The following is an 18,339-nucleotide window of genomic DNA, read 5'->3' on the forward strand; positions in this document are numbered from 1 at the left end:
CGGTCAGCGCCCCAGGAGCCGGAGCGTCTCGTCCCAGAGGACGTCGGCGTCCTTGTCGTCGAGGGCGTACGGGAGCACGCCGCTCCTGCCGTCGGCCCGCTCGGCGATGATCGGTGCCTCGTTGGCGTCCTCGAAGTATCGGCCGGTCACGCCCTCGACCTGAGGGCTGGCGGCCAGCAGGACCGAGGTGGCCGCGCCCTGCTGGGGGGTCTTCCAGCCCGGCGGCACCTCCAAGCGGTTGCCCTGCTCGTCGAGCGCGCCGACCCAGCGCAACTGCGCGTCGTCGAGGTGCCGTTGCAGGTTGGTCATGATGCCGCCGGGGTGCAGGGCGTTGGCGGTGATGCCGTCGGCGGCCCACTTCCTGGCCAGGGCCACGGTGAACAGGATGGTGGCGGTCTTCGACTGGCCGTACGCCGACCACGCCTCGTAGGGGCGGGCGGTGAAGTGGATGTCGTCGAAGACGACAGGGGACTGCTGGTGGGCCGACGAGCTGATGACGACGATGCGGGCGCCCCGCGCGGCGGCCAGCGCGTCGTGCAGACCCAGGGTCAGTGCGGCGTGACCGAGGTGGTTGATGGCGAACTGCGTCTCCCAGCCGTCGGCTGTCCTGGTCAGCTCGGGCAGGGCCATGATGCCGGCGTTGTTCACCAGGATGTGCAGTGGGCCTGTCCAGCCGGCCACGAAGGCGTCGATGGAGGCGCGGTCGGCCAGGTCGAGGTGGTCGACCCGGACCTTGCCGGGTGCCCCGCCGGCGGTGATGTCGGCGGCGGCGCGCTCACCGGCGGCGGTGTCGCGTACGGCCAACGTCACCTCGGCGCCGGCGTCGGCCAGCGCCCGGGCGGTCTCCAGGCCGATCCCGGACGCGCCGCCGGTGACGATGGCCCGCCGGCCGGTGAGGTCGACGCCGTCGACGACCTCGGCGGCGGTCGACTGGGCCGAGTACGGGGTGATGATTCGTGACATTTCGGGCCTCCTGGGATGCAAGATCATGGCTTTTCGGGGCGGAGTGTGTCAGCGGTGCAGCAGCCGCAGAGCTCGGCGCAGCCGGTCGCGGAACTCGTCCCTGGAGGTCGAGGTCGACTTCCAGCTGAGCGCCGCGGAGAAGAGCAGGTCCATGACGTCGTCCGCGGTCCGCCCCTCGTCGAGCAGACCGGCCGGGGCGACGGCGTCGATGTGGGCTCGCAGTGCCGCCTGAGCCCGCACCTGGTAGTCGTGGAACATCGAGCCCAACTGTGGCTCGCTGTTCTCCAGCAGGTCGTTGAGGTCGCGGGCCATCTGGGTGTCGATGTACGAGCCCATCAGGGCGTCCAGCCCGGCCACGACCTGCTCGTCGAAGCTCGTCGACCGGTCGGCGAGGCAGGCTTCCATGGCGTGCTGGGCGCGTTCCATGACGCCCTGCATGGTGGCGCGGTACAGCTGCTCCTTGTTGGGGAACATCAGGTACAGGCCCGGCCGGGAGATGCCCGCCGCCTTGGCGACCGCCTCCATCGACGTCTTCTGGAAGCCGTAGCGCCCGAACACCGCGACCGCCGCCGCCAGGACGGCGGCGCGCTTCGGGTCCTCGACATTCGTCTCCACGGTGCTCACGCTAGACAGATTAGACGACTTTCCAAAAATTGTCTAACGCGTTCACCGGGGGCGGGCTTCAGGCCGAGTGGCGGCGGTGCGCCCGGCTGAGGTCGATGGGGCGGCCGGGGTCGACGTGGCGGGGCAGGTCCGGCTCGTCGGGGCGCAGCGGGGCGAGGGTGTCGGTGAGCGCGTCGATGATCCGGTCGGTGGCCCGGCGGGCCGAGCCGGGGTTGGCGGCCGCCGTCTCGGCCAGGTCGACGGGCGTGCCGAAGTGCACCCGGATGACGGGTCGGCGCCACAGCGAGCGGGCGACGCCGCGCAGCATTCCGCGCGGCGCCTGGTAGGGCAACACCTCGTGCGTGCCCCACTGCGCGACCGGGACGACCGGGGCGCCGCAGGCCAGGGCGAGTCGGGCGGCGCCGGTCTTGCCGCGTTCGGGCCACAGGCCGGGGTCCAGGCCGATGCGCCCCTCGGGGTAGATGAGGATCACCGAGCCGCGGGCGACCGCCGTGGCGGCGTCGTCGAGCGCCTGGTGTACGGCGCTGGTGCCCCGGTCGACCCGGATGTGCCCGGCGTGGCGCATGGCGGCGCCGAACACCGGGACGCGGAACAGCCCGGCGGTCGCCATGATCCGCGGGGCGATGCCGCGGGTCTGGCAGGCGGCGGCCATGACCACCGGGTCGAACGGGCTGATGTGGTTCGCGGCCAGCACCAGCGGGCCGCGACGCAGGTGCGCCGGAACGTCGCCGGTGACCTCGAGTCGGGCGAGCAGGCCGACCAGGCCCCGGGTCAGCAGAAGGGCTGCGCGCCAGATCAGCGGCGGCTGCCAGGTGGTGTGTGCGGTGTCCATCAGCGCGCCATCGTCGCACGCGGTCACGGGGTCGCGAGGGCGGGTCGGGTGATCAGGGTCATTGATCCCGGGGCGGCACCGGCCGCCTCACCTTCTACGACGAGCAGTAGTATTTACTACGTCTCGTAGTACGGATGGTTGGGGGTTTTCAGGTGGACGCGTTGGACGTTGCCCGCTGGCAGTTCGGTGTCACCACCGTCTACCACTTTCTCTTCGTGCCGTTGACCATCGGCCTCTCCGTGCTGGTGGCCATCCTGCAGACGATGTGGCACCGCACCGGCAACGAGCGCTACCTCAAGCTCACCAAGTTCTACGGCAAGCTGTTCCTGATCAACTTCGCGATGGGCGTGGTCACCGGCATCGTGCAGGAGTTCCAGTTCGGCATGAACTGGAGCGACTACTCCCGCTTCGTCGGCGACGTCTTCGGCGCACCCCTGGCCATCGAGGCGCTTGTCGCGTTCTTCCTCGAATCCACCTTCATCGGCCTGTGGATCTTCGGCTGGGACCGGCTGCCCAAGCGGGCGCACCTGGCCAGCATCTGGGCCGCCGCGATCGGCACCAACCTCAGCGCGTACTTCATCCTCGCGGCGAACTCGTTCATGCAGAACCCGGTCGGCTACCGGATCAACCCCGACAGCGGACGCGCCGAACTGACCGACTTCCCGGCCGTGCTGACCAACAAGGTCGCCCTGATCACCTTCCCGCACACCCTGGCCGGCTCGTTCCTGGTCGCCGGGTCGCTGATCGTCGCCGTCGGTCTGTGGCACGTCATCCGCAACCGCGACTCCGCCGACACCGGCGCGTACCGCTTCGCCACCAAGTTCGGCTCCTGGGTGGTCCTGGTCGCCTCCGCCGCCGTGCTGTTCACCGGCGACATCCAGGGCAAGATCATGACGGACGTGCAGCCGATGAAGATGGCCGCCGCCGAGGGCCTCTACACCACCGAGAGCCCCGCCTCGTTCTCCGTGCTCACCATCGGCAGCCTCGACGGCAGCCGCGAGGTGTTCGCCCTCAAGATCCCGTACCTGCTGTCGTACCTGGGCACCGGCGACCCGCACGGCACCGTGCACGGCATCAACGACCTGCAGGCCCAGTACGCCACCCAGTACGGCGCGGGCAGCTACACCCCGATCATCCCGGTCACCTACTGGAGCTTCCGCTTCATGATCGCCTTCGGAATGGCGGCCGGCGCTATCGCCCTGCTGGTGCTCTGGAGCCAGCGCAAGGGCCGCACCCCGAGCAGCAGGTGGCTGCTGCGCGCCGGGCTGGCCATGCCGGTGCTGCCGTTGCTGGCCAACTCCTTCGGCTGGATCTTCACCGAGATGGGCCGCCAGCCGTGGATCGTGTTCGGCGAGATGCTCACCCGCAACGGGGTGTCCCGCAGCGTCTCGCTGGCCGAGGTGCTCACCTCGTTCACCGCGTTCACGCTGATCTACGCCACCCTCGCCGTGATCGAGGTCAAGCTGCTGCTGCGCTACGCCAAGGCAGGCGTGCCGGACGTCAGCGAGCAACCCCCCACCGACGACACCGACGACGCCGAGCGCCCGCTCGCCTTCGCCTACTGATCCCGGAGCCCATCGTGGAACTGACCACCATCTGGTTTCTCCTCGTCGCCGTGCTGTTCACCGGGTACTTCATCCTGGAGGGCTTCGACTTCGGCGTCGGCATGCTGCTGCCCGTGCTCGGCCGCGACGACCGGGAACGCCGCGTCCTGATCAACACCATCGGCCCGGTCTGGGACGGCAACGAGGTCTGGCTGATCACCGCCGGTGGCGCCATGTTCGCCGCGTTCCCCGAGTGGTACGCCACCCTCTTCTCCGGGTTCTACCTGCCGCTGCTGCTGATCCTGCTGGCCCTGATCGCCCGAGGAGTCGCCTTCGAGTACCGGCACAAGCGCCCCGAGGCGTCCTGGAAACGCCGCTGGGACACAGCGATCGTGGTCGGCTCGCTGCTGCCGGCGATCCTGTGGGGCGTCGCCTTCGCCAACATCCTGCGCGGCGTGCCGCTGGACGCCGACCACGAGTACGTCGGCGGACTGTTGGACCTGCTCAACCCGTACGCCCTGCTGGGTGGCGCGACCACCCTCGCGCTGTTCCTCACCCACGGCGCGGTGTTCCTCGCCCTGAAGACCTCCGGCGACATCCGCGAGCGCGCGGGCGCGCTCGCGGTGCGCCTGGGCGTGGGTGCCGCCGTGCTCGCGGTCGGGTTCCTGACCTGGACGCTGACCATCCGATCCAGCGCGGCCGCCGTCGTGCTCGCCGTCGGCGCGGCCCTCGCCCTGCTCGGCGCGCTGGCCGCCGCCCGAGTACGCCGGGAGGGCTGGGCGTTCACCGGCACCGCCGTGGCGATCGGCCTGGCCGTGGCGACCCTGTTCGCGGCGCTGTTCCCGAACGTGCTGCCCTCCACCCTGGACGCGGCCGGCACGCTGACGGCCACCAACGCGGCGTCCACCCCGTACACCCTGAAGATCATGACCTGGGTGGCGGTGATCTTCACCCCGGTGGTGCTGGCCTACCAGGGCTGGACCTACTGGGTGTTCCGCAAGCGCATCGGCGTGGCCAACATCCCCCAGCACTGACCGACACGGTGCTCGCCCCACGCCGATCTTGCACTTTCGGTTGCCGATATCCACGTAATGCCCTCTTATGTCGCGACAGAAAGTGCAAGATCGCGGACCGGTCGGCGGGGAGGGGTGCTGGCGGTAAATGGGCGGTCGGTGCGGGGTCGTGCGGCTACGGTTTGCCGATGCCCGCCACTGTGCACGTACGCGAACTCACCGCGGACGACCTCGACGCCGCCTGGGAACTGGGTCGGTTCGCGTTCGGCTCCGACCCGCAGCGCCCGGCGCCCGCGTCCGCCCCGGTGCCCGGCCTGACCCGTTACGGCGCGTTCGACGACACCGGACGGCTCATCGGCAAGGCCGTCGACCTGCACCACGACCAGTGGTGGTCCGGGCGGGCGGTGCCCGCCGCCGACGTGGCCGGGGTGGCGGTCGCCCCCGAGGCTCGGGGTCGTGGCGTGGCTCGCGCCCTGCTCGCCGGGCTGCTGCGCGGCGCCCACGAGCGTGGGGCGGCGATCAGCGCGCTGTACCCGACCGTCGCCGCCCCCTACCGGGCCTGCGGGTGGGAGTCCGCCGGGGTGCTGCGAACCGTCGATTTGGCCACCGCCGCGTTGCCTCGACACCGACCCGCGTCGCACCTCACCGTCCGGGCCGGTACGACCGCCGATCTGGCGGCCGTCGACGCCCTGTACGAGAAGGTCGCCCGGCACCGCAACGGCATGCTGACCCGCCGGGGCGGGCTTTTCGACGCCGCCGACCGCGGCCTGCCGGGCGACGGGCTCACCCTGGTCGAGGCCGACGGCGAGCTGGTCGGCTACGCCACCTGGCAGCGGGGTCGGGGCTACGGGGCGGACTCCGTGCTCACCGTCGACGAGGCCCTGGCCGTCACGGCCGAAGCCGCCCGGGAACTCGTCGGTGTGCTGGGCAGTTGGGCCAGCGTCGCGCCGACCCTACGACTGTGCCCGCTCGACGGGGACGCCGTCAGCATCCAGTTGCCACTGGAGTCGGCCCGCGAGCACGAGCGGGACCTGTGGATGCACCGGCCGGTCGACGTCGCCCTGGCGGTCAGCGCACGGGGCTGGCCCGCCCACACCCGGGGCGTCGTCGACTTCGGCCTCACCGACCCGCTCGCCGAGTGGAACACCGGCACCTGGCGGTTGGCAGTCGCCGACGGCGCCGCCGAGCTGACCCGCGTCGACGGCGAGGCGGATCTCCGGCTGGACGTCCGTGGTTTCGCGCTGCTGTACGCCGGGGCGGCACGGGCCCGGTCGGTCGCGCATGCCGGCCTGCTGCACGGCGCCGGCGACCCGACCGCCCTCGACCTGCTGGGCGTCGGAGGTCCGGCGCAGCTGCTCGACTACTTCTGACCGGCGCTTCCCGGGCGCCGATCGATCCGCGCGCCGCAAAGTGGGAACTCGTCGGCGGCAGCGGACAGATACTGGTGTGACAGCCGAGATGCGGACCCGGATCCGGGCCGGAGACTCCGAAGCGTTGGGTGAGCTCTTCGACGAGCACGCCGACGCGGTTCATCGACATGCGCTGTGGAGCGGAAGCGAGCCGGGGCACGCCGAGGACGTGGTGTCGCTGACCTTCCTCGAGGCGTGGCGGATCCGCGAATCCCTCCGTCCGGGCGGGGACAGCCTGCGCCCGTGGCTGCTCGGCATCGCGACCAATGTGCTGCGTAATCGCCGACGGACGGCGCGCCGGCACCGGGAGGCGTTACGGCGGTTGCCGGTACGCGACGCCGTCCCGGACATTGCCGACGAGGTGGTCGACCGGATGCACGACGCCGATCAGGTGGCCGCCGCCATGGCGGGGCTGCGGGTGCTGCGTCCCGCCGACCGGGAGGTGTTCCTGCTCTGCGTGTGGTCGCAGCTGGATTACACGGCGGCGGCCGAAGCGCTGGGCGTACCCGTCGGGACCGTGCGCTCCCGGCTGTCGCGGGCCCGCGCCCGGCTGCGAGCGCTGGCGCAGCAGGAACTGGCCGGCACCCGGATGATCCCCATCGAGCAGGGAGAATACCGATGAGCGAGCCCTCCGCCCCACCCGTGCCGGCCCTGCCGGCGCTGCGCCGACAGGCACTGCGCCATCATCTGCTGACCGAGGTCCGGCGGCCGTCGAGGCGACGCTGGCGGGTAAGGGTGCTCGTGCCGGTGGCGGGGGCGTTGGTTGTCGCGGTCGCGGCCGGGGTGATCGCCCAGCCGTGGGCGCCGCGCAGCGCGCCGATGGTCGTCCCGGTCGAGCAGGGGGACCGGGTCGGCGCGACGCTGCTGCTGAACCGGATGGCCGTGGTCACCGCCGACAGGCCAGGGCCGCCGTCCGGCGAGGGCGCCTACGTCTACATCCGCAGCCGGGGCGCCTTCGCCGAACTCGGTGACGGCCCGGCGCGGCTGCGACCGGTGCACGAGCGGGAAATCTGGATCCCGCGGGACGAGCGGGGTGACGGCCTGCTGCGACAGCCGTTCTTACACGTGCCGATCGTCGGCGCGATTCCGGAGCACGAGACGCTCACGGACGTGACGCCGAATGCCGCGCTCATCGATCTGCCTGACGACCCGGACGCTCTGCTGGCGACGCTGTACCGGGAGCGCGAGGAGCGGGGCCGGGGCAACAGCCGCGACGGGGCGGCGTTCACCGCGATCGGGGACATCCTGCGCGAGTCGTTGGTGCCGCCGCGCACGAGTGCCGCGCTTTACCGAGCCGCGGCGAAGATCCCCGGGGTCGAGGTGGTGCGCGGGGTCACCGATGCGGCCGGGCGGCAGGGGATAGCCGTCGCGCACACTGAGCGGAGCCGCCGCGACGAGTGGATCTTCGATGAGCGGACGTTCGACTACCTCGGTGAGCGCAGTTATCTGGTGGCGGACACCGTCGACGGGCCGGCTGGGACGGTGTTGGGCACGACCGCGGTGCTGCAACGGGCCGTGGTGGCGCAGCTCGGGCGGCGCCCGCAACGGTAGGCGCACCGGCGGCCGGCCCGGACCTCTGGGTACCGGCCGCCTGGCGACGTCGTCGCGGTCAGGTCGGGGTCGCTGCCAGTTCGGCGTTGGCGCGCTGGGTGACCACGGTGAGGGCCCGGGCGGCGGCGCTCGCCTCGTCGGTCGGGATGTCCGCGTAGAGGCGGGCGCTGATGCCCGCGACGGCGTCGGCGATGCGGGCCTGCACGGCGTGGCCGGTGTCGGTGAGCCGCAGCCGTGGCGCGTCGGCGTGGTGGTCGGCCTGGGCGAGGTTCGCGTCGACGAGGGTGGCGAGCACCCGCTGCACCTCCTGCTCGTCGACCTTGAGCGTGCTGGTGATCCGCTGCGTCAGTTGTGCGCGTTCGACCGGGCCGTTGGCGAGGACGTTGAGGGCGAGCAACTGGTTGAACTCGACGCCGAGGGGAGCGACGGCCCGTTCGAGCAGGGCCCGGGTGGCGTAGTGGGCGTGGCCGATGACCTGGCCGTTGAGGGTGGGGACGGTGGACATGACGCCTCCTTCAATACGTTGGCCGAGCCAACGTTGGTCGCACCAACGTAACATCCGATCGTGGGTCGCGCCAACGATTCCTGGTAGGCTGCGCCCATGGATCACGCGGCCCCGCAGTCACCCGCCGGGCTCAGCACCACCCCGAGTTGGCTGCTCAACCAGACCGCCAGCCACGCCGCCCGCCTGCTCAGCGAGGGCTTCGCCGCGCACGACCTGCGCGGCTACCACTACCGGCTGCTCGCCACCCTGGCCGAGGACGGCCCGGCCAGCCAGGCCGACCTCGGCCGGCGCTGCGGCATCGACCGCAGCGACGTGGTGGCCGCCATCAACGACCTGGCCGGCCGAGGGCTCGTGGTACGCGCCCCCGACCCGGCCGATCGCCGCCGCAACGTCATCAGCGTCACCGACGCCGGCGCCGACGAAGCCCGCCGGATGGGCGCGACCGTCGAACGCGTCCAAGCCGACCTGCTCGCCCCGCTGTCCGCCACCGAGCGCAAGCAGCTGACGCGACTGCTCACCCGACTGCTACAGCACCACAGCCGACACTGACCCGCCTCAGCGGGCCTCGCGCAGCTCCGCCAGCCGGGCCTCGATCTCGGCCAACTCGGCGCGCAGCTTCTCGGCCTGCTGCTCCGCCTCGGCCCGCTCGGTGCCGAGGATCTGCTCCACCGCCTCCTGCACCCCCGGCACGTCGACCAGGGCCACCATCTTCAACGCCTCCGCCGGCTTCACCACGTACGGCTTCGCGAGGGCCTTGCTGCCCTGCTGCGCCGCCACGGTCCACTCACCGTCGGCGTACGCCAGGGTCACGGTGAGGCCCGCGGGCCCCTTCGGCTTGACGGCCTTGACCGCCCGCCGCGCCGGCGGCTTCTCCGACTGCTCCACCTTCGGCTCCTCCTGTCGCTGCGCGGGCACCCGCGGCGTGTCCAACACGAACTCCGGCGCGGCCACCGCGGGCGGCTCGGGCTCCGGCTCCGGCTTCGGCTCCACCACCCGACGAGTAACGCCCTTGGGCGCCACGGCCAGATCGGCGGGGGAGAACGGCAACTCGTCGCGACCGAAGCGCACCACCACGAACTCGTCGGACACCTCGGGGTCGGTCAGCTCGATCACCTGACCGACCTGACCGGCGATCTGCCCCGCCGCCGCGGTGAACACCACCCGCGGTTTGCGCCCGGCCGCCAACGCCTCCCGGATGCTCTGCACCTCGCTAGTGGACAAACCCTGGCCGGCATCCATCACAACCCTCTTCCGTACACCTGTTTGATTGCTGTCTTGATACCAGCCGACTGCGACACCCGCCGCACGGGGCTGTCGCCCGCTCAGCCGCCCAACGCCCGCAGCGCCCGATCCGCGTGGTCATTCATGCTGACCTCGCTGTGGATCACCTCGATGATCCGCCGGTCGGCGCCGATCACGAACGTCATCCGCTTCATGCTCAACGGCCCCAACGGCACCCGCCGCTTGACCCCGAACTGCTGCGCCACCGCACCGTCGACGTCCGACAGCAGCGGATAGTCGAAGCCGTGCAGCTTCGAGAACTCGGCCTGCTTCGCCACCGTGTCGCGGCTGATGCCCACCCGCGACGCGCCCAGCGCCGTGAACTCCGCCGCGAGGTCGCGGAAGTGGCAGCTCTCCGCCGTGCACCCCCGGGTCATCGCCCCCGGGTAGAAGAACAGCACCACCGGCCCGCCCGCCAGGAACTCCGACAGCCGCCGTGGCGTGCCCGTCTCATCCGGCAGCTCGAAATCCTGCACCACGTCGCCGACACCCACACCCGCCACCGCGCACCTCCATCGTCTGATCGACCGCGCGGTGAGCGTAAGCGATCACTCCCAGAGCGCAACCAGATCCGCATCGGTGACCTGCACACGCCCCACCGGCGCCGGTCACGGTAGCGTCGGCACGACCATCGCGCAGCCGTCAGACCCCCGGGAGGCACCGTGGCACCCGTCACCGTCATCACCGGCGGCGGCCGGGGCATCGGCGCGGCCACCGCCCGCCGGCTCGCCGCCGCCGGTCACCACGTCGCCCTGTGCTACCGCCGCGACGAGGCCGCCGCCACCGCCGTCCTGGCCGACCTGCGGGCCGCCGGCGCACAGGCCATCGCGGTACGCGCCGACACCACCGACCCCGAGCAGGTGCGCGCCCTGTTCGACGCGGCCACCCAGCTCGGCCCGCTCACCGGCCTGGTCAACAACGCCGGCGTCACCAGCCCCATCGGGCCCTTCACCGAGCTGCGCGTCGACGACCTGCGCCGGGTCGTCGACGTCAACCTCGTCGGCTACGTCCTCTGCGCCCAGCAGGCCGCCCGGCGGCTCACCGACGGCGGGGCGATCGTCAACGTCTCCTCGGCGGCCGCGACCCTCGGCAGCCCGGGGGAGTACGTGCACTACGCCGCCGTGAAGGCCGCCACCGACACCCTCACCGTCGGCCTGGCCAAGGAACTCGCCCCGAAGGGCATCCGGGTCAACGCCGTCGCCCCCGGCATCGTGCGCACCGACATCCACGCCGACTCCGGGGTGCCCGACCGCGCCGACTCCGCCGCCGGGCGCATCCCGCTGGGCCGCGCCGGTGAGCCCGACGAGATCGCCGCCGCCATCGCCTGGCTGCTCGGCCCGGACGCCTCGTACGCGACCGGGACCGTGCTGCGCGTCTCCGGCGGTCTCTGACCACGCCTCCACGCGGTCGGAGACCGCCGGGCGTTCGCGCGGTCGGAGACCGCCGGATCCGGTTCAGTGGGTGAAGAGCTTCGCCGCGGTCACGACGGTCTGCGCGACCCCGTAGCCGAGCAGCGCCGCCACCACCAACCAGGAGATCCACAACCGGGCCTGCTGCCCGGGTCGGCTGTCCGCACTCATCGCGTACCACTCCTCTGCGCCGTCGTGTCCTCGTCCACGTCCCGATCCGCGTTCCCATCGGCGTCCCGTTGCGTGTTCTGCTCCGCCGACGGTTCGTGGTAGCGCTGCGGCACCGGCCGCACCAGCAGGTTCGCCACGAAGCCCACGGCCAGCACCCCCACCATCGTGAACAGCGCCGGACGGTACGCCGCGGCCGTCAGCGAGCCCGGCTCGCCCTGCGCGTCGAGGAACCCGTTGACGATCAGCGGACCCGCGATTCCCGCCGCCGACCAGGCGGTCAGCAGCCGACCGTGGATCGCACCGACCTGGAAGGTGCCGAACAGGTCCCGCAGGTACGCCGGCACGGTCGCGAACCCACCACCGTAGAACGACAGGATCACGCAGGCCAACAGCACGAACAGGGCCGTCGAGGTCTGCCCGACCAGCGCCAGCAGCGCGTACAGCACCATGCCGACACCCAGGTACACCAGGTAGATCGGTTTGCGGCCGATGACGTCCGAGGTGGACGACCACACGAACCGGCCGGCCATGTTGAACAGCGACAGCAGACCCACGAACCCGCCGGCCGCCGCGACGGTCACCGCCGAGGTGCCGTTGTCGCGGAAGAAGTCCTGGATCATCGGGCTGGCCTGCTCCAGGATGCCGATGCCGGCGGTCACGTTGCAGAACAGCACCACCCACAGCAGCCAGAACGAGCGGGTCTTCACCGCGTTCGCCGCCGACACGTTCGCCGTGGTGACCAGCGGCTTCGCCGCCACGCTGGCCGGGTCGAAGCCGGCCGGCCGCCAGTCCGGCGCCGGCACCCGCACGTTCGCCACCCCGAACATCATGATCACGAAGTAGCCCAGGCCGAGCGTCACGAACAGCCACACCAGGGCGCTGCCCGACGCCGTCGACCCCGCGTTGGACGGGTCGTACCCGGAGTCGTAGAACGACAACAGTTGCCGCGACAGGGGAGAGGCAACCATCGCCCCACCACCGAACCCCATGATCGCCAACCCGGTGGCCAGCCCCGGCCGGTCCGGGAACCACTTGATCAGGGTGGAGACGGGGGAGATGTAGCCGATGCCCAGCCCGATGCCGCCGAGCAGCCCGTAGCCCAGATACAGCAGCCACAGCTGCTTCGTGGCGATGCCCAGCGAGCCCACCAGGAAACCCGTCGCCCAGAAACAGGCCGAGACGAACATGGCCTTACGCGGCCCGTTCGCCTCCACCCAGGTCCCGGCGACCGCGGCGGACAACCCGAGCATCACGATCGCGATGCTGAAGATCACCCCGATCGCCGTCTGACCGGTGTCGAAGTGGGCGATCAGGGAGTTCTTGTAGACGCTTGTGGCGTAGACCTGACCGATGCAGAGGTGGATGGCCAACGCCGCCGGGGGGATGAGCCAACGGCTGTAGCCGGGCGGCGCGACGGTGTGCCGACGATCGAGTGCGGAAAGCATGCGCTGCTTCCTCTCCGACGAGGACGAGAAACGTCGCACCCAACGTGCCCACACCACTCGTATGCGGCAAACCTCACCGTCGCCGGACGGTCGTTCCGCTGAGCTGAGCGGTCAGTCAGCGTCCGCGCGCACCGCGCGCCGCTAGCGCAGGTCCGGGGTGTGCCAGCCGCCGGCCAACGCGTCGGCGTCCGCCGGACCCCAACTGCCCTTCTCGTACGACTGCACCGCCGTCGACAGATCCAGGATCGGCTCGACGATGCGCCACTCCTGCTCGATCGTCTCGGCACGCGCGAAGCGCAGGTGCTGCCCGTCCATCGCGTCGTCGAGCAGCCGCTCGTACGCTTCCTGTCGGCGCCCGAAAGCCGCGCCGAAGTCGACGGACAGGTCCACCGGACGGCTCGCCACCTCGGCGCCCGGGCTCTTCGCCTGGATCGACATCGTGATGCCGTCACCACGCCCGAGGCGGAAACGCAGCAGGTTCGCGAGCCCCACCGTGCCCCGCTCGGCCGGGATCAGCGGGCGCTGCGGCTGCTTGAACTCGACCACGACCTCCGTCGCCGTCCCCGGCAGGGACTTGCCGGTGCGCAGATAGAAGGGCACACCCGCCCAGCGGGGGGAGTCGACAGTCAACCGGGTCGACACGAACGTCTCCGTGTTCGAGTCCGCCGCCACGCCCGGCTCGTCGCGGTAGCCGGCGTACTGCCCACGGACCGTGGACTCCGGCGACAGCGGCGCGACCTGCCGCAGCACCGCGGCCTCCGCCTCCCGGAACGCCGCGGTGTCCTCGCTGGCCGGCGCCTCCATCGCGATGAGCGCGACGACCTGCAGGATGTGGTTCTGCAGCACATCGCGGGTCGCGCCCACCGTGTCGTAGAAGCCGGCCCGGCCCTGCGTACCGAAACCCTCGGCGAGGGTCACCTGGATGTTGTCGATGTGCTCGTTGTTCCACAGCGGCTCGAACAGCCGGTTGGCGAACCGGAAGGCGTAGAGACTCTCGACGGCTTCCTTGCCGAGGTAGTGGTCGATGCGGAACACGCGCTCCGACGCGAAGGCCGAGGCCAACGTGCGTTCCAACTCGCGGGAGGACTCCAGGTCACGCCCGAACGGCTTCTCCACGATCGCCCGACCCCGGTCGGCCAGACCCACGGCCGCCAGGCCCTCGACGACGGAGCCGAACACCGCCGGAGGGATCGCCAGGTAGAAGACGGGACGCTCGGCGTCGCGCAGCCGCTCAGCCAGCCGCTGGTACGTCGTCGGGTCCGCGTAGTTTCCGGAGATCATCGAAAGGTTGTCCGCCAGCCGATCGAAGGTCTCGTCGTCGATCTCGTCGGTGACCTCGGTGACCGACTTGCGGGCCATGGTGACCAACTGCTGATCATCCCAGGGGGAGCGGGCCACGCCGATCACCGGGACGTCGAGCCGGTCGCGCCGGGTCAACTCGTACAGGGCCGGGAACAGCTTTTTCGAGACAAGGTCCCCCGTGACGCCGAACAGCACTACCGCGTCCGAGCGCATGTGCATGGCACTTCCCATTCGATCATCCGAACCTGATCTTCCGAACGGACAACGGCACGACCCACTCCAGGAATTCCCCAGCGTGGGGCGTACGTGAGGTCGGCGACAACACTGTCTCGACGAGCCCTTATGTTAAGGAAGGTTTACAGTACAGGCGGGGCACCGGTAGCCTGCGACTCTAATCGACCAACGTCGATCATGACGAGGCCTGGAGGTACCGTGCGTCGCCGAAACACCACCACACGGCTGCTGGCCATAGCCGCACTCGCGCTACCACTCACCCTGCCCGCAACGCCCGCCGCCGCCGAGGCACCCACCGCACCAGCCCGACACCTCAGCGACGTCATCCCCGCACCTGTCGAAACCCGACCCGACCCGCACACCGCGTTCCGGCTCACCCCACTGACAGTCATCCGCACCACCCCCGGCTCGGCCGCCGCCTGGCGCATCGGCCACCAACTCGCCACGACACTGCGCCCCGCCACCGGCCACCCCCTGCCCGTCCTGCCCGTACGCTCCACCCCGCTACCCGAGATCGCCCTGCTCATCGGGGGCGCCGACGACCGCATCGGCCAGCAGGGCTACCAACTCGACGTCACCCGCCGCGGCGTCACCATCCGAGCCAACACCCCTGACGGGCTGTTCGCCGGCACCCAGACACTGCGCCAACTGCTGCCCGCCGAGATCGAGGCACCCAACCGGCAGCGGAACACCTGGACCGTCCCCGGCGGACGAATCATCGACTACCCACGCTTCGCCTACCGCGGCGCGATGCTCGACCTCGCACGACACTTCCACACGGTCGACGACATCACCGCCTACGTGGACCTGCTCAGCCAGTACAAAATCAACTACCTGCACCTGCACCTCACCGACGACCAGGGCTGGCGCATCCAGATCGACTCCTGGCCCCGCCTCACCACCGTCGGCGGCGGACCCGGCACCGGAGTCGACGGCGTCGGCCCCGGATACCTCACCAAAGCCGACTACAAGACCGTCGTCGCCTACGCCGCCGCGCGACACATCACCATCATCCCCGAGATCGACATGCCCGGACACACCAACGCCGCCCAGTCGACCTACCCCGAACTCAACTGCGACGGCGTCGCACCGCCCCCGCGCACCGACATCACCGTCGGCTACAGCTCCCTCTGCATCAACGACGAACTCACCTACCGATTCGTCGAGGACGTCATCCGCGAACTCGCCGCCATCACCCCCGGACCGTTCCTGCACATCGGCGGCGACGAAGCCCACGCGACCACCGACGAGGACTACCGCACCTTCATGAACCGCGTCCTGCCCCTGGTCGCGAAGTACGGCAAGCGCGCCTCCGGATGGAACGAGATCACCCAGGCCGACACGTCCACCGACGTCGTCGCCCAGTTCTGGGGCACCGGCACCACCAACGCCAGCCTCGCCGCGGCCGCCGCCCGCGGCAACAAAGTCATCATGTCCCCGGCGAACAAGGCCTACCTGGACATGAAGTACGACGCCAACACCCGCCTCGGCCTGCGCTGGGCCGGCCTGATCGAGGTGTCCGACGCGTACGGCTGGGACCCCGCCACCCGAGTCACCGGCGTCGGCGAGAACGCCATCCTCGGCGTCGAGGCCCCACTCTGGTCCGAGACGCTGCGCACCCTCGACGACATCGAATACATGGCCTTCCCCCGCCTACCCGCCATCGCCGAACTCGGCTGGTCCACCTCCGCCAGCCACGACTGGGAATCGTTCCGGACCCGACTGGGGGAGCAGGCACCCCGCTGGCACCTGCAACAGGTCGACTTCTACCCGTCCCCGCAGGTGCCCTGGACCTGAGCCGCACCCCGCCACACAGTGTGGGCACCGGCCGACCCGGCCGGTGCCCACGCGACGATCAGCGACCGCAGACGGTGTCCAACGCCTTCAGCGGCGGGTCGAGATCCGGCGCCTCGACCTCGGTGGCCTTCGGACTGGCCAGGTGCTTCTCGACCCCCGCGGCCAAGGTCTCCAACGCGGTACGCACCTGCGGATCGACAGCGGTCGGCGCCGCCGTCCGGAGATCCTGCAACAGCGCGGTGTAGTGGCCCCGGACCTTCACGCCCGCCTCCTTGGCGCTGACCGGCTTGTCGATCGCGGCGATCGCGTCGTCGGCCATCGCGACGTAATGCTTCTTGACAAAAACGAGGCTGGCGTCGCAGACCTCCTTGCTGTTCGCCGCCACGTCGACGGTCGGGCTGGGCGCCGATGTCGCCGTCGGCGCGCCGGTCCCCGCGCTCTCCTTCTCGGCAGGCTGGCAGCCGACAACGAGCCCAACGGTCGCGACCAGGCCAACGACAATACGGACAGGCTTACTCGTCAAGGTGTTCCCCCGTGGTGATGCGGCCCCACCGTTCACGATGAACGCGCAGTGGCCAGAGCGCACCACTGTAGACAGCCAACGTCGATGACGCACACGCCTTTCACCCGCCGGACATGAGACGTTGGAGCACACAGCCAACTCCAGCGAGGACCCCTCCATGAACCTGGCGTACGACCAATCACCGGACACCGGACCAGCGGTGGTGTGCCTACCCATGTTCAGCATGAGCCGCACCGCCACGGCCTCCGCCTTCAGCCCCGCCCTGGCAGGCTCGGGCCTACGAGAGATCCACCTGGACCTGCCCGGCCACGGAGACACCCCCGCACACTGCCCACCCACCTCCCAGGCGGTGCTGGACACCGTCTGCGCCTGGCTCGACCACCACCTCGACACGCCAGCCCTGCTCGCCGGTGGCTCCTACGGCGCGTACCTGGCCGCCGGCATCGCCCGCCAACGACCCGACCTCGTCCGCGGGCTGCTCCTCGTCTGCCCCGGCGTCACCATCGCCCGTCACAGCCGGAACCTGCCCGACCAACCACCGCTCGACGCGCCCACCGGCTGGCTCGACGCCGCCCCCACCGCCCTGCACGCACACCTCGACGCCGCCCTGGGACACCGCACCCCAGCCGTCGTCGCGACGGTGCTCGCGGCACTGAACTCCGGCGGCCCCGGCGACGCGACATTCCAACAGGAGCTGCAGAGCGGCCCCGGCTACGCGCTACCCGACGAGGACGCCGACGCCACCTTCGACGGCCCGGTCAGCGTCATCACCGGCCGACAGGACCACATCGTCGGGTACGCCGACCAGTTCCGCGCCATGCGCCACTACCCGCGCGGCACCTACACCGTGATCGACGCCGCCGGGCACTACCTGCCGTACGAACAACCCACCCTGCTGCGCGCGCTCACCCAGGACTGGCTGCGCCGTACGCACATCTGACGGCACGAGCTGGGGGAGTGGACCGCTTGGCGAACGCCACCGTCGCCTGGACAGCTTCACGATCACCACGAACGGTTGGCTCAGGCGCGGCCCTGCTGTGATCCGGGGCGGGACGCGGTCCTGTGCCCCGCCCCGGATCAGGTCAAATCAGAGTTCCCGGTAGTAGACGGCGACCGGCAGCGGCGTGCAACCCAGTGCTTCGTACAGGGCTCGGGCGGGCACATGGAATCCGTCCCCACCCGTGCCGATCGTGACGACCTCGGCGCCGAGGTCCCGCATCGCGGCGAACGCATGCTCGCACAGCACGGTTCCCGCGCCGAGCCGGCGGTGCTCCGCGGACACGGCGAGGATCGTGACGCTGGCGCTTCGGCGCTCGGGTTCTACGGCCCAGGCCACGTAACCGGCGATGGCACCGTCGATCTCAGCGACCGCAACGTACCGGTGCTCGGCGGGGTCGTGGAGCACGGCAACCTGCTCGACGTAGTCGTCACGCCACTTTCCGTGCTGGTTGGCAAAAACGATCTCGCCCACGAGCGGGCGGAACGATTCTTCGTAGAACGGTCCGAACGTCTCGATGGTCAGTTCGGTGAGCCGATCCAGGTCATGCTGAAGAAACGAGCGGATACGCATGTGAGTGTGCCTCTCAAGCTGAGGTTCTGAAGGCCGACAAACCAGGCATCAGATGGCCAGCCAGCGGCCGGAACGGCGGCGAGCCGACCCTCAGTGGCGGGTACGCCAAGCGGCGAAGCAACTCATGATCCGAATCCTACGCGGAGCTGCAACCGCATTCGCGGCA

At 70.6% G+C, this 18,339-nt stretch carries 20 protein-coding genes; 9 read left to right on the forward strand and 11 right to left on the reverse strand.

All coding sequences use genetic code 11. The features are described from left to right. Window positions 1-3: 3 nt before the first annotated feature. The 3 genes from IW248_RS09640 to IW248_RS09650 are packed head-to-tail and all read right to left on the reverse strand — an operon-like array spanning window position 4 to window position 2,419. Complete coding sequence (locus IW248_RS09640; protein ID WP_196926671.1) at window positions 4-963, reverse strand: SDR family NAD(P)-dependent oxidoreductase; 960 nt, start codon at window positions 961-963, stop codon at window positions 4-6. Between the two features lie 48 nt (window positions 964-1,011). Continuing rightward, a complete protein-coding gene (locus IW248_RS09645) occupies window positions 1,012-1,587 on the reverse strand; it encodes a TetR/AcrR family transcriptional regulator (protein ID WP_196926672.1) in 576 nt (191 codons plus the stop codon). Window positions 1,588-1,645: 58 nt separating this feature from the next. After that, a complete protein-coding gene (locus IW248_RS09650) occupies window positions 1,646-2,419 on the reverse strand; it encodes a lysophospholipid acyltransferase family protein (RefSeq protein WP_196926673.1) in 774 nt (257 codons plus the stop codon). A gap of 152 nt (window positions 2,420-2,571) precedes the next feature. Here IW248_RS09650 and IW248_RS09655 point away from each other — a divergent pair, with 152 nt between their 5' ends. The 5 genes from IW248_RS09655 to IW248_RS09675 all read left to right on the forward strand — a co-directional run bounded on the left by IW248_RS09655 (window position 2,572) and on the right by IW248_RS09675 (window position 7,936). Then, window positions 2,572-3,984 (forward strand): cytochrome ubiquinol oxidase subunit I, encoded by a 1,413-nt coding sequence (locus IW248_RS09655; protein ID WP_196926674.1) that lies wholly within the window; start codon window positions 2,572-2,574, stop codon window positions 3,982-3,984. A gap of 14 nt (window positions 3,985-3,998) precedes the next feature. Then, the gene (gene cydB, locus IW248_RS09660; protein ID WP_196926675.1) at window positions 3,999-4,997 is read left to right on the forward strand and encodes a cytochrome d ubiquinol oxidase subunit II; all 999 of its coding nucleotides are present in this window, start codon (window positions 3,999-4,001) and stop codon (window positions 4,995-4,997) included. 167 nt (window positions 4,998-5,164) lie between these two features. Then, window positions 5,165-6,346, forward strand: coding sequence for a GNAT family N-acetyltransferase (locus tag IW248_RS09665; RefSeq protein WP_196926676.1), 1,182 nt, complete (start codon window positions 5,165-5,167; stop codon window positions 6,344-6,346). Between the two features lie 76 nt (window positions 6,347-6,422). Next, window positions 6,423-7,007 carry an RNA polymerase sigma factor gene (locus IW248_RS09670; RefSeq protein ID WP_307787888.1) on the forward strand — a complete coding sequence of 195 codons (585 nt, stop codon included), beginning with the start codon at window positions 6,423-6,425 and terminating at the stop codon, window positions 7,005-7,007. Further along, window positions 7,004-7,936 (forward strand): CU044_5270 family protein, encoded by a 933-nt coding sequence (locus tag IW248_RS09675; protein ID WP_196926677.1) that lies wholly within the window; start codon window positions 7,004-7,006, stop codon window positions 7,934-7,936. Before IW248_RS09670 ends, IW248_RS09675 begins: the two co-directional genes overlap by 4 nt. Window positions 7,937-7,994: 58 nt before the next feature. On the opposite strand, the gene IW248_RS09680 is transcribed toward IW248_RS09675, so the two are convergent. Continuing rightward, on the reverse strand, window positions 7,995-8,441 hold the full coding sequence (locus IW248_RS09680) for a winged helix DNA-binding protein (RefSeq protein WP_196926678.1): 447 nt from the start codon (window positions 8,439-8,441) through the stop codon (window positions 7,995-7,997). 96 nt (window positions 8,442-8,537) lie between these two features. Here IW248_RS09680 and IW248_RS09685 point away from each other — a divergent pair, with 96 nt between their 5' ends. Then, the gene (locus tag IW248_RS09685) at window positions 8,538-8,990 is read left to right on the forward strand and encodes a MarR family winged helix-turn-helix transcriptional regulator (RefSeq protein WP_196926679.1); all 453 of its coding nucleotides are present in this window, start codon (window positions 8,538-8,540) and stop codon (window positions 8,988-8,990) included. A gap of 6 nt (window positions 8,991-8,996) precedes the next feature. On the opposite strand, the gene IW248_RS09690 is transcribed toward IW248_RS09685, so the two are convergent. Both IW248_RS09690 and IW248_RS09695 read right to left on the reverse strand, forming a co-directional pair. Then, a complete protein-coding gene (locus IW248_RS09690; RefSeq protein ID WP_196926680.1) occupies window positions 8,997-9,680 on the reverse strand; it encodes a hypothetical protein in 684 nt (227 codons plus the stop codon). 83 nt (window positions 9,681-9,763) lie between these two features. Next, window positions 9,764-10,225, reverse strand: a complete 462-nt coding sequence (locus IW248_RS09695) for a peroxiredoxin (protein ID WP_307787889.1) — start codon at window positions 10,223-10,225, stop codon at window positions 9,764-9,766. 159 nt (window positions 10,226-10,384) lie between these two features. Here IW248_RS09695 and IW248_RS09700 point away from each other — a divergent pair, with 159 nt between their 5' ends. Continuing rightward, window positions 10,385-11,113, forward strand: coding sequence for an SDR family oxidoreductase (locus tag IW248_RS09700; protein WP_196926681.1), 729 nt, complete (start codon window positions 10,385-10,387; stop codon window positions 11,111-11,113). Window positions 11,114-11,176: 63 nt separating this feature from the next. Here the strand turns inward: IW248_RS09700 and IW248_RS33495 are convergent, their stop codons facing one another. The 3 genes from IW248_RS33495 to zwf all read right to left on the reverse strand — a co-directional run bounded on the left by IW248_RS33495 (window position 11,177) and on the right by zwf (window position 14,280). After that, on the reverse strand, window positions 11,177-11,302 hold the full coding sequence (locus tag IW248_RS33495) for an MFS transporter small subunit (protein ID WP_255750329.1): 126 nt from the start codon (window positions 11,300-11,302) through the stop codon (window positions 11,177-11,179). Beyond that, window positions 11,299-12,747, reverse strand: coding sequence for an OFA family MFS transporter (locus IW248_RS09705; protein ID WP_231396252.1), 1,449 nt, complete (start codon window positions 12,745-12,747; stop codon window positions 11,299-11,301). Before IW248_RS09705 ends, IW248_RS33495 begins: the two co-directional genes overlap by 4 nt. A 141-nt stretch (window positions 12,748-12,888) precedes the next feature. Then, window positions 12,889-14,280 carry a glucose-6-phosphate dehydrogenase gene (gene zwf, locus IW248_RS09710; RefSeq protein ID WP_231396253.1) on the reverse strand — a complete coding sequence of 464 codons (1,392 nt, stop codon included), beginning with the start codon at window positions 14,278-14,280 and terminating at the stop codon, window positions 12,889-12,891. Between the two features lie 201 nt (window positions 14,281-14,481). On the opposite strand from zwf, the gene IW248_RS09715 reads away from it, so the two are divergent. Further along, window positions 14,482-16,080, forward strand: coding sequence for a beta-N-acetylhexosaminidase (locus IW248_RS09715; RefSeq protein ID WP_307787890.1), 1,599 nt, complete (start codon window positions 14,482-14,484; stop codon window positions 16,078-16,080). 58 nt (window positions 16,081-16,138) lie between these two features. On the opposite strand, the gene IW248_RS09720 is transcribed toward IW248_RS09715, so the two are convergent. Continuing rightward, window positions 16,139-16,603 (reverse strand): hypothetical protein, encoded by a 465-nt coding sequence (locus IW248_RS09720; protein ID WP_196926683.1) that lies wholly within the window; start codon window positions 16,601-16,603, stop codon window positions 16,139-16,141. A 157-nt stretch (window positions 16,604-16,760) separates the two neighbouring features. Here IW248_RS09720 and IW248_RS09725 point away from each other — a divergent pair, with 157 nt between their 5' ends. Continuing rightward, the gene (locus IW248_RS09725; RefSeq protein WP_196926684.1) at window positions 16,761-17,543 is read left to right on the forward strand and encodes an alpha/beta fold hydrolase; all 783 of its coding nucleotides are present in this window, start codon (window positions 16,761-16,763) and stop codon (window positions 17,541-17,543) included. Between the two features lie 147 nt (window positions 17,544-17,690). Here IW248_RS09725 and IW248_RS09730 read toward each other — a convergent pair whose 3' ends face one another. Then, window positions 17,691-18,173 carry a GNAT family N-acetyltransferase gene (locus tag IW248_RS09730; protein ID WP_196926685.1) on the reverse strand — a complete coding sequence of 161 codons (483 nt, stop codon included), beginning with the start codon at window positions 18,171-18,173 and terminating at the stop codon, window positions 17,691-17,693. Between the last annotated feature and the right edge of the window lie 166 nt (window positions 18,174-18,339).

This window comes from Micromonospora ureilytica (genome assembly GCF_015751765.1).
Lineage (GTDB): Bacteria > Actinomycetota > Actinomycetes > Mycobacteriales > Micromonosporaceae > Micromonospora > Micromonospora ureilytica.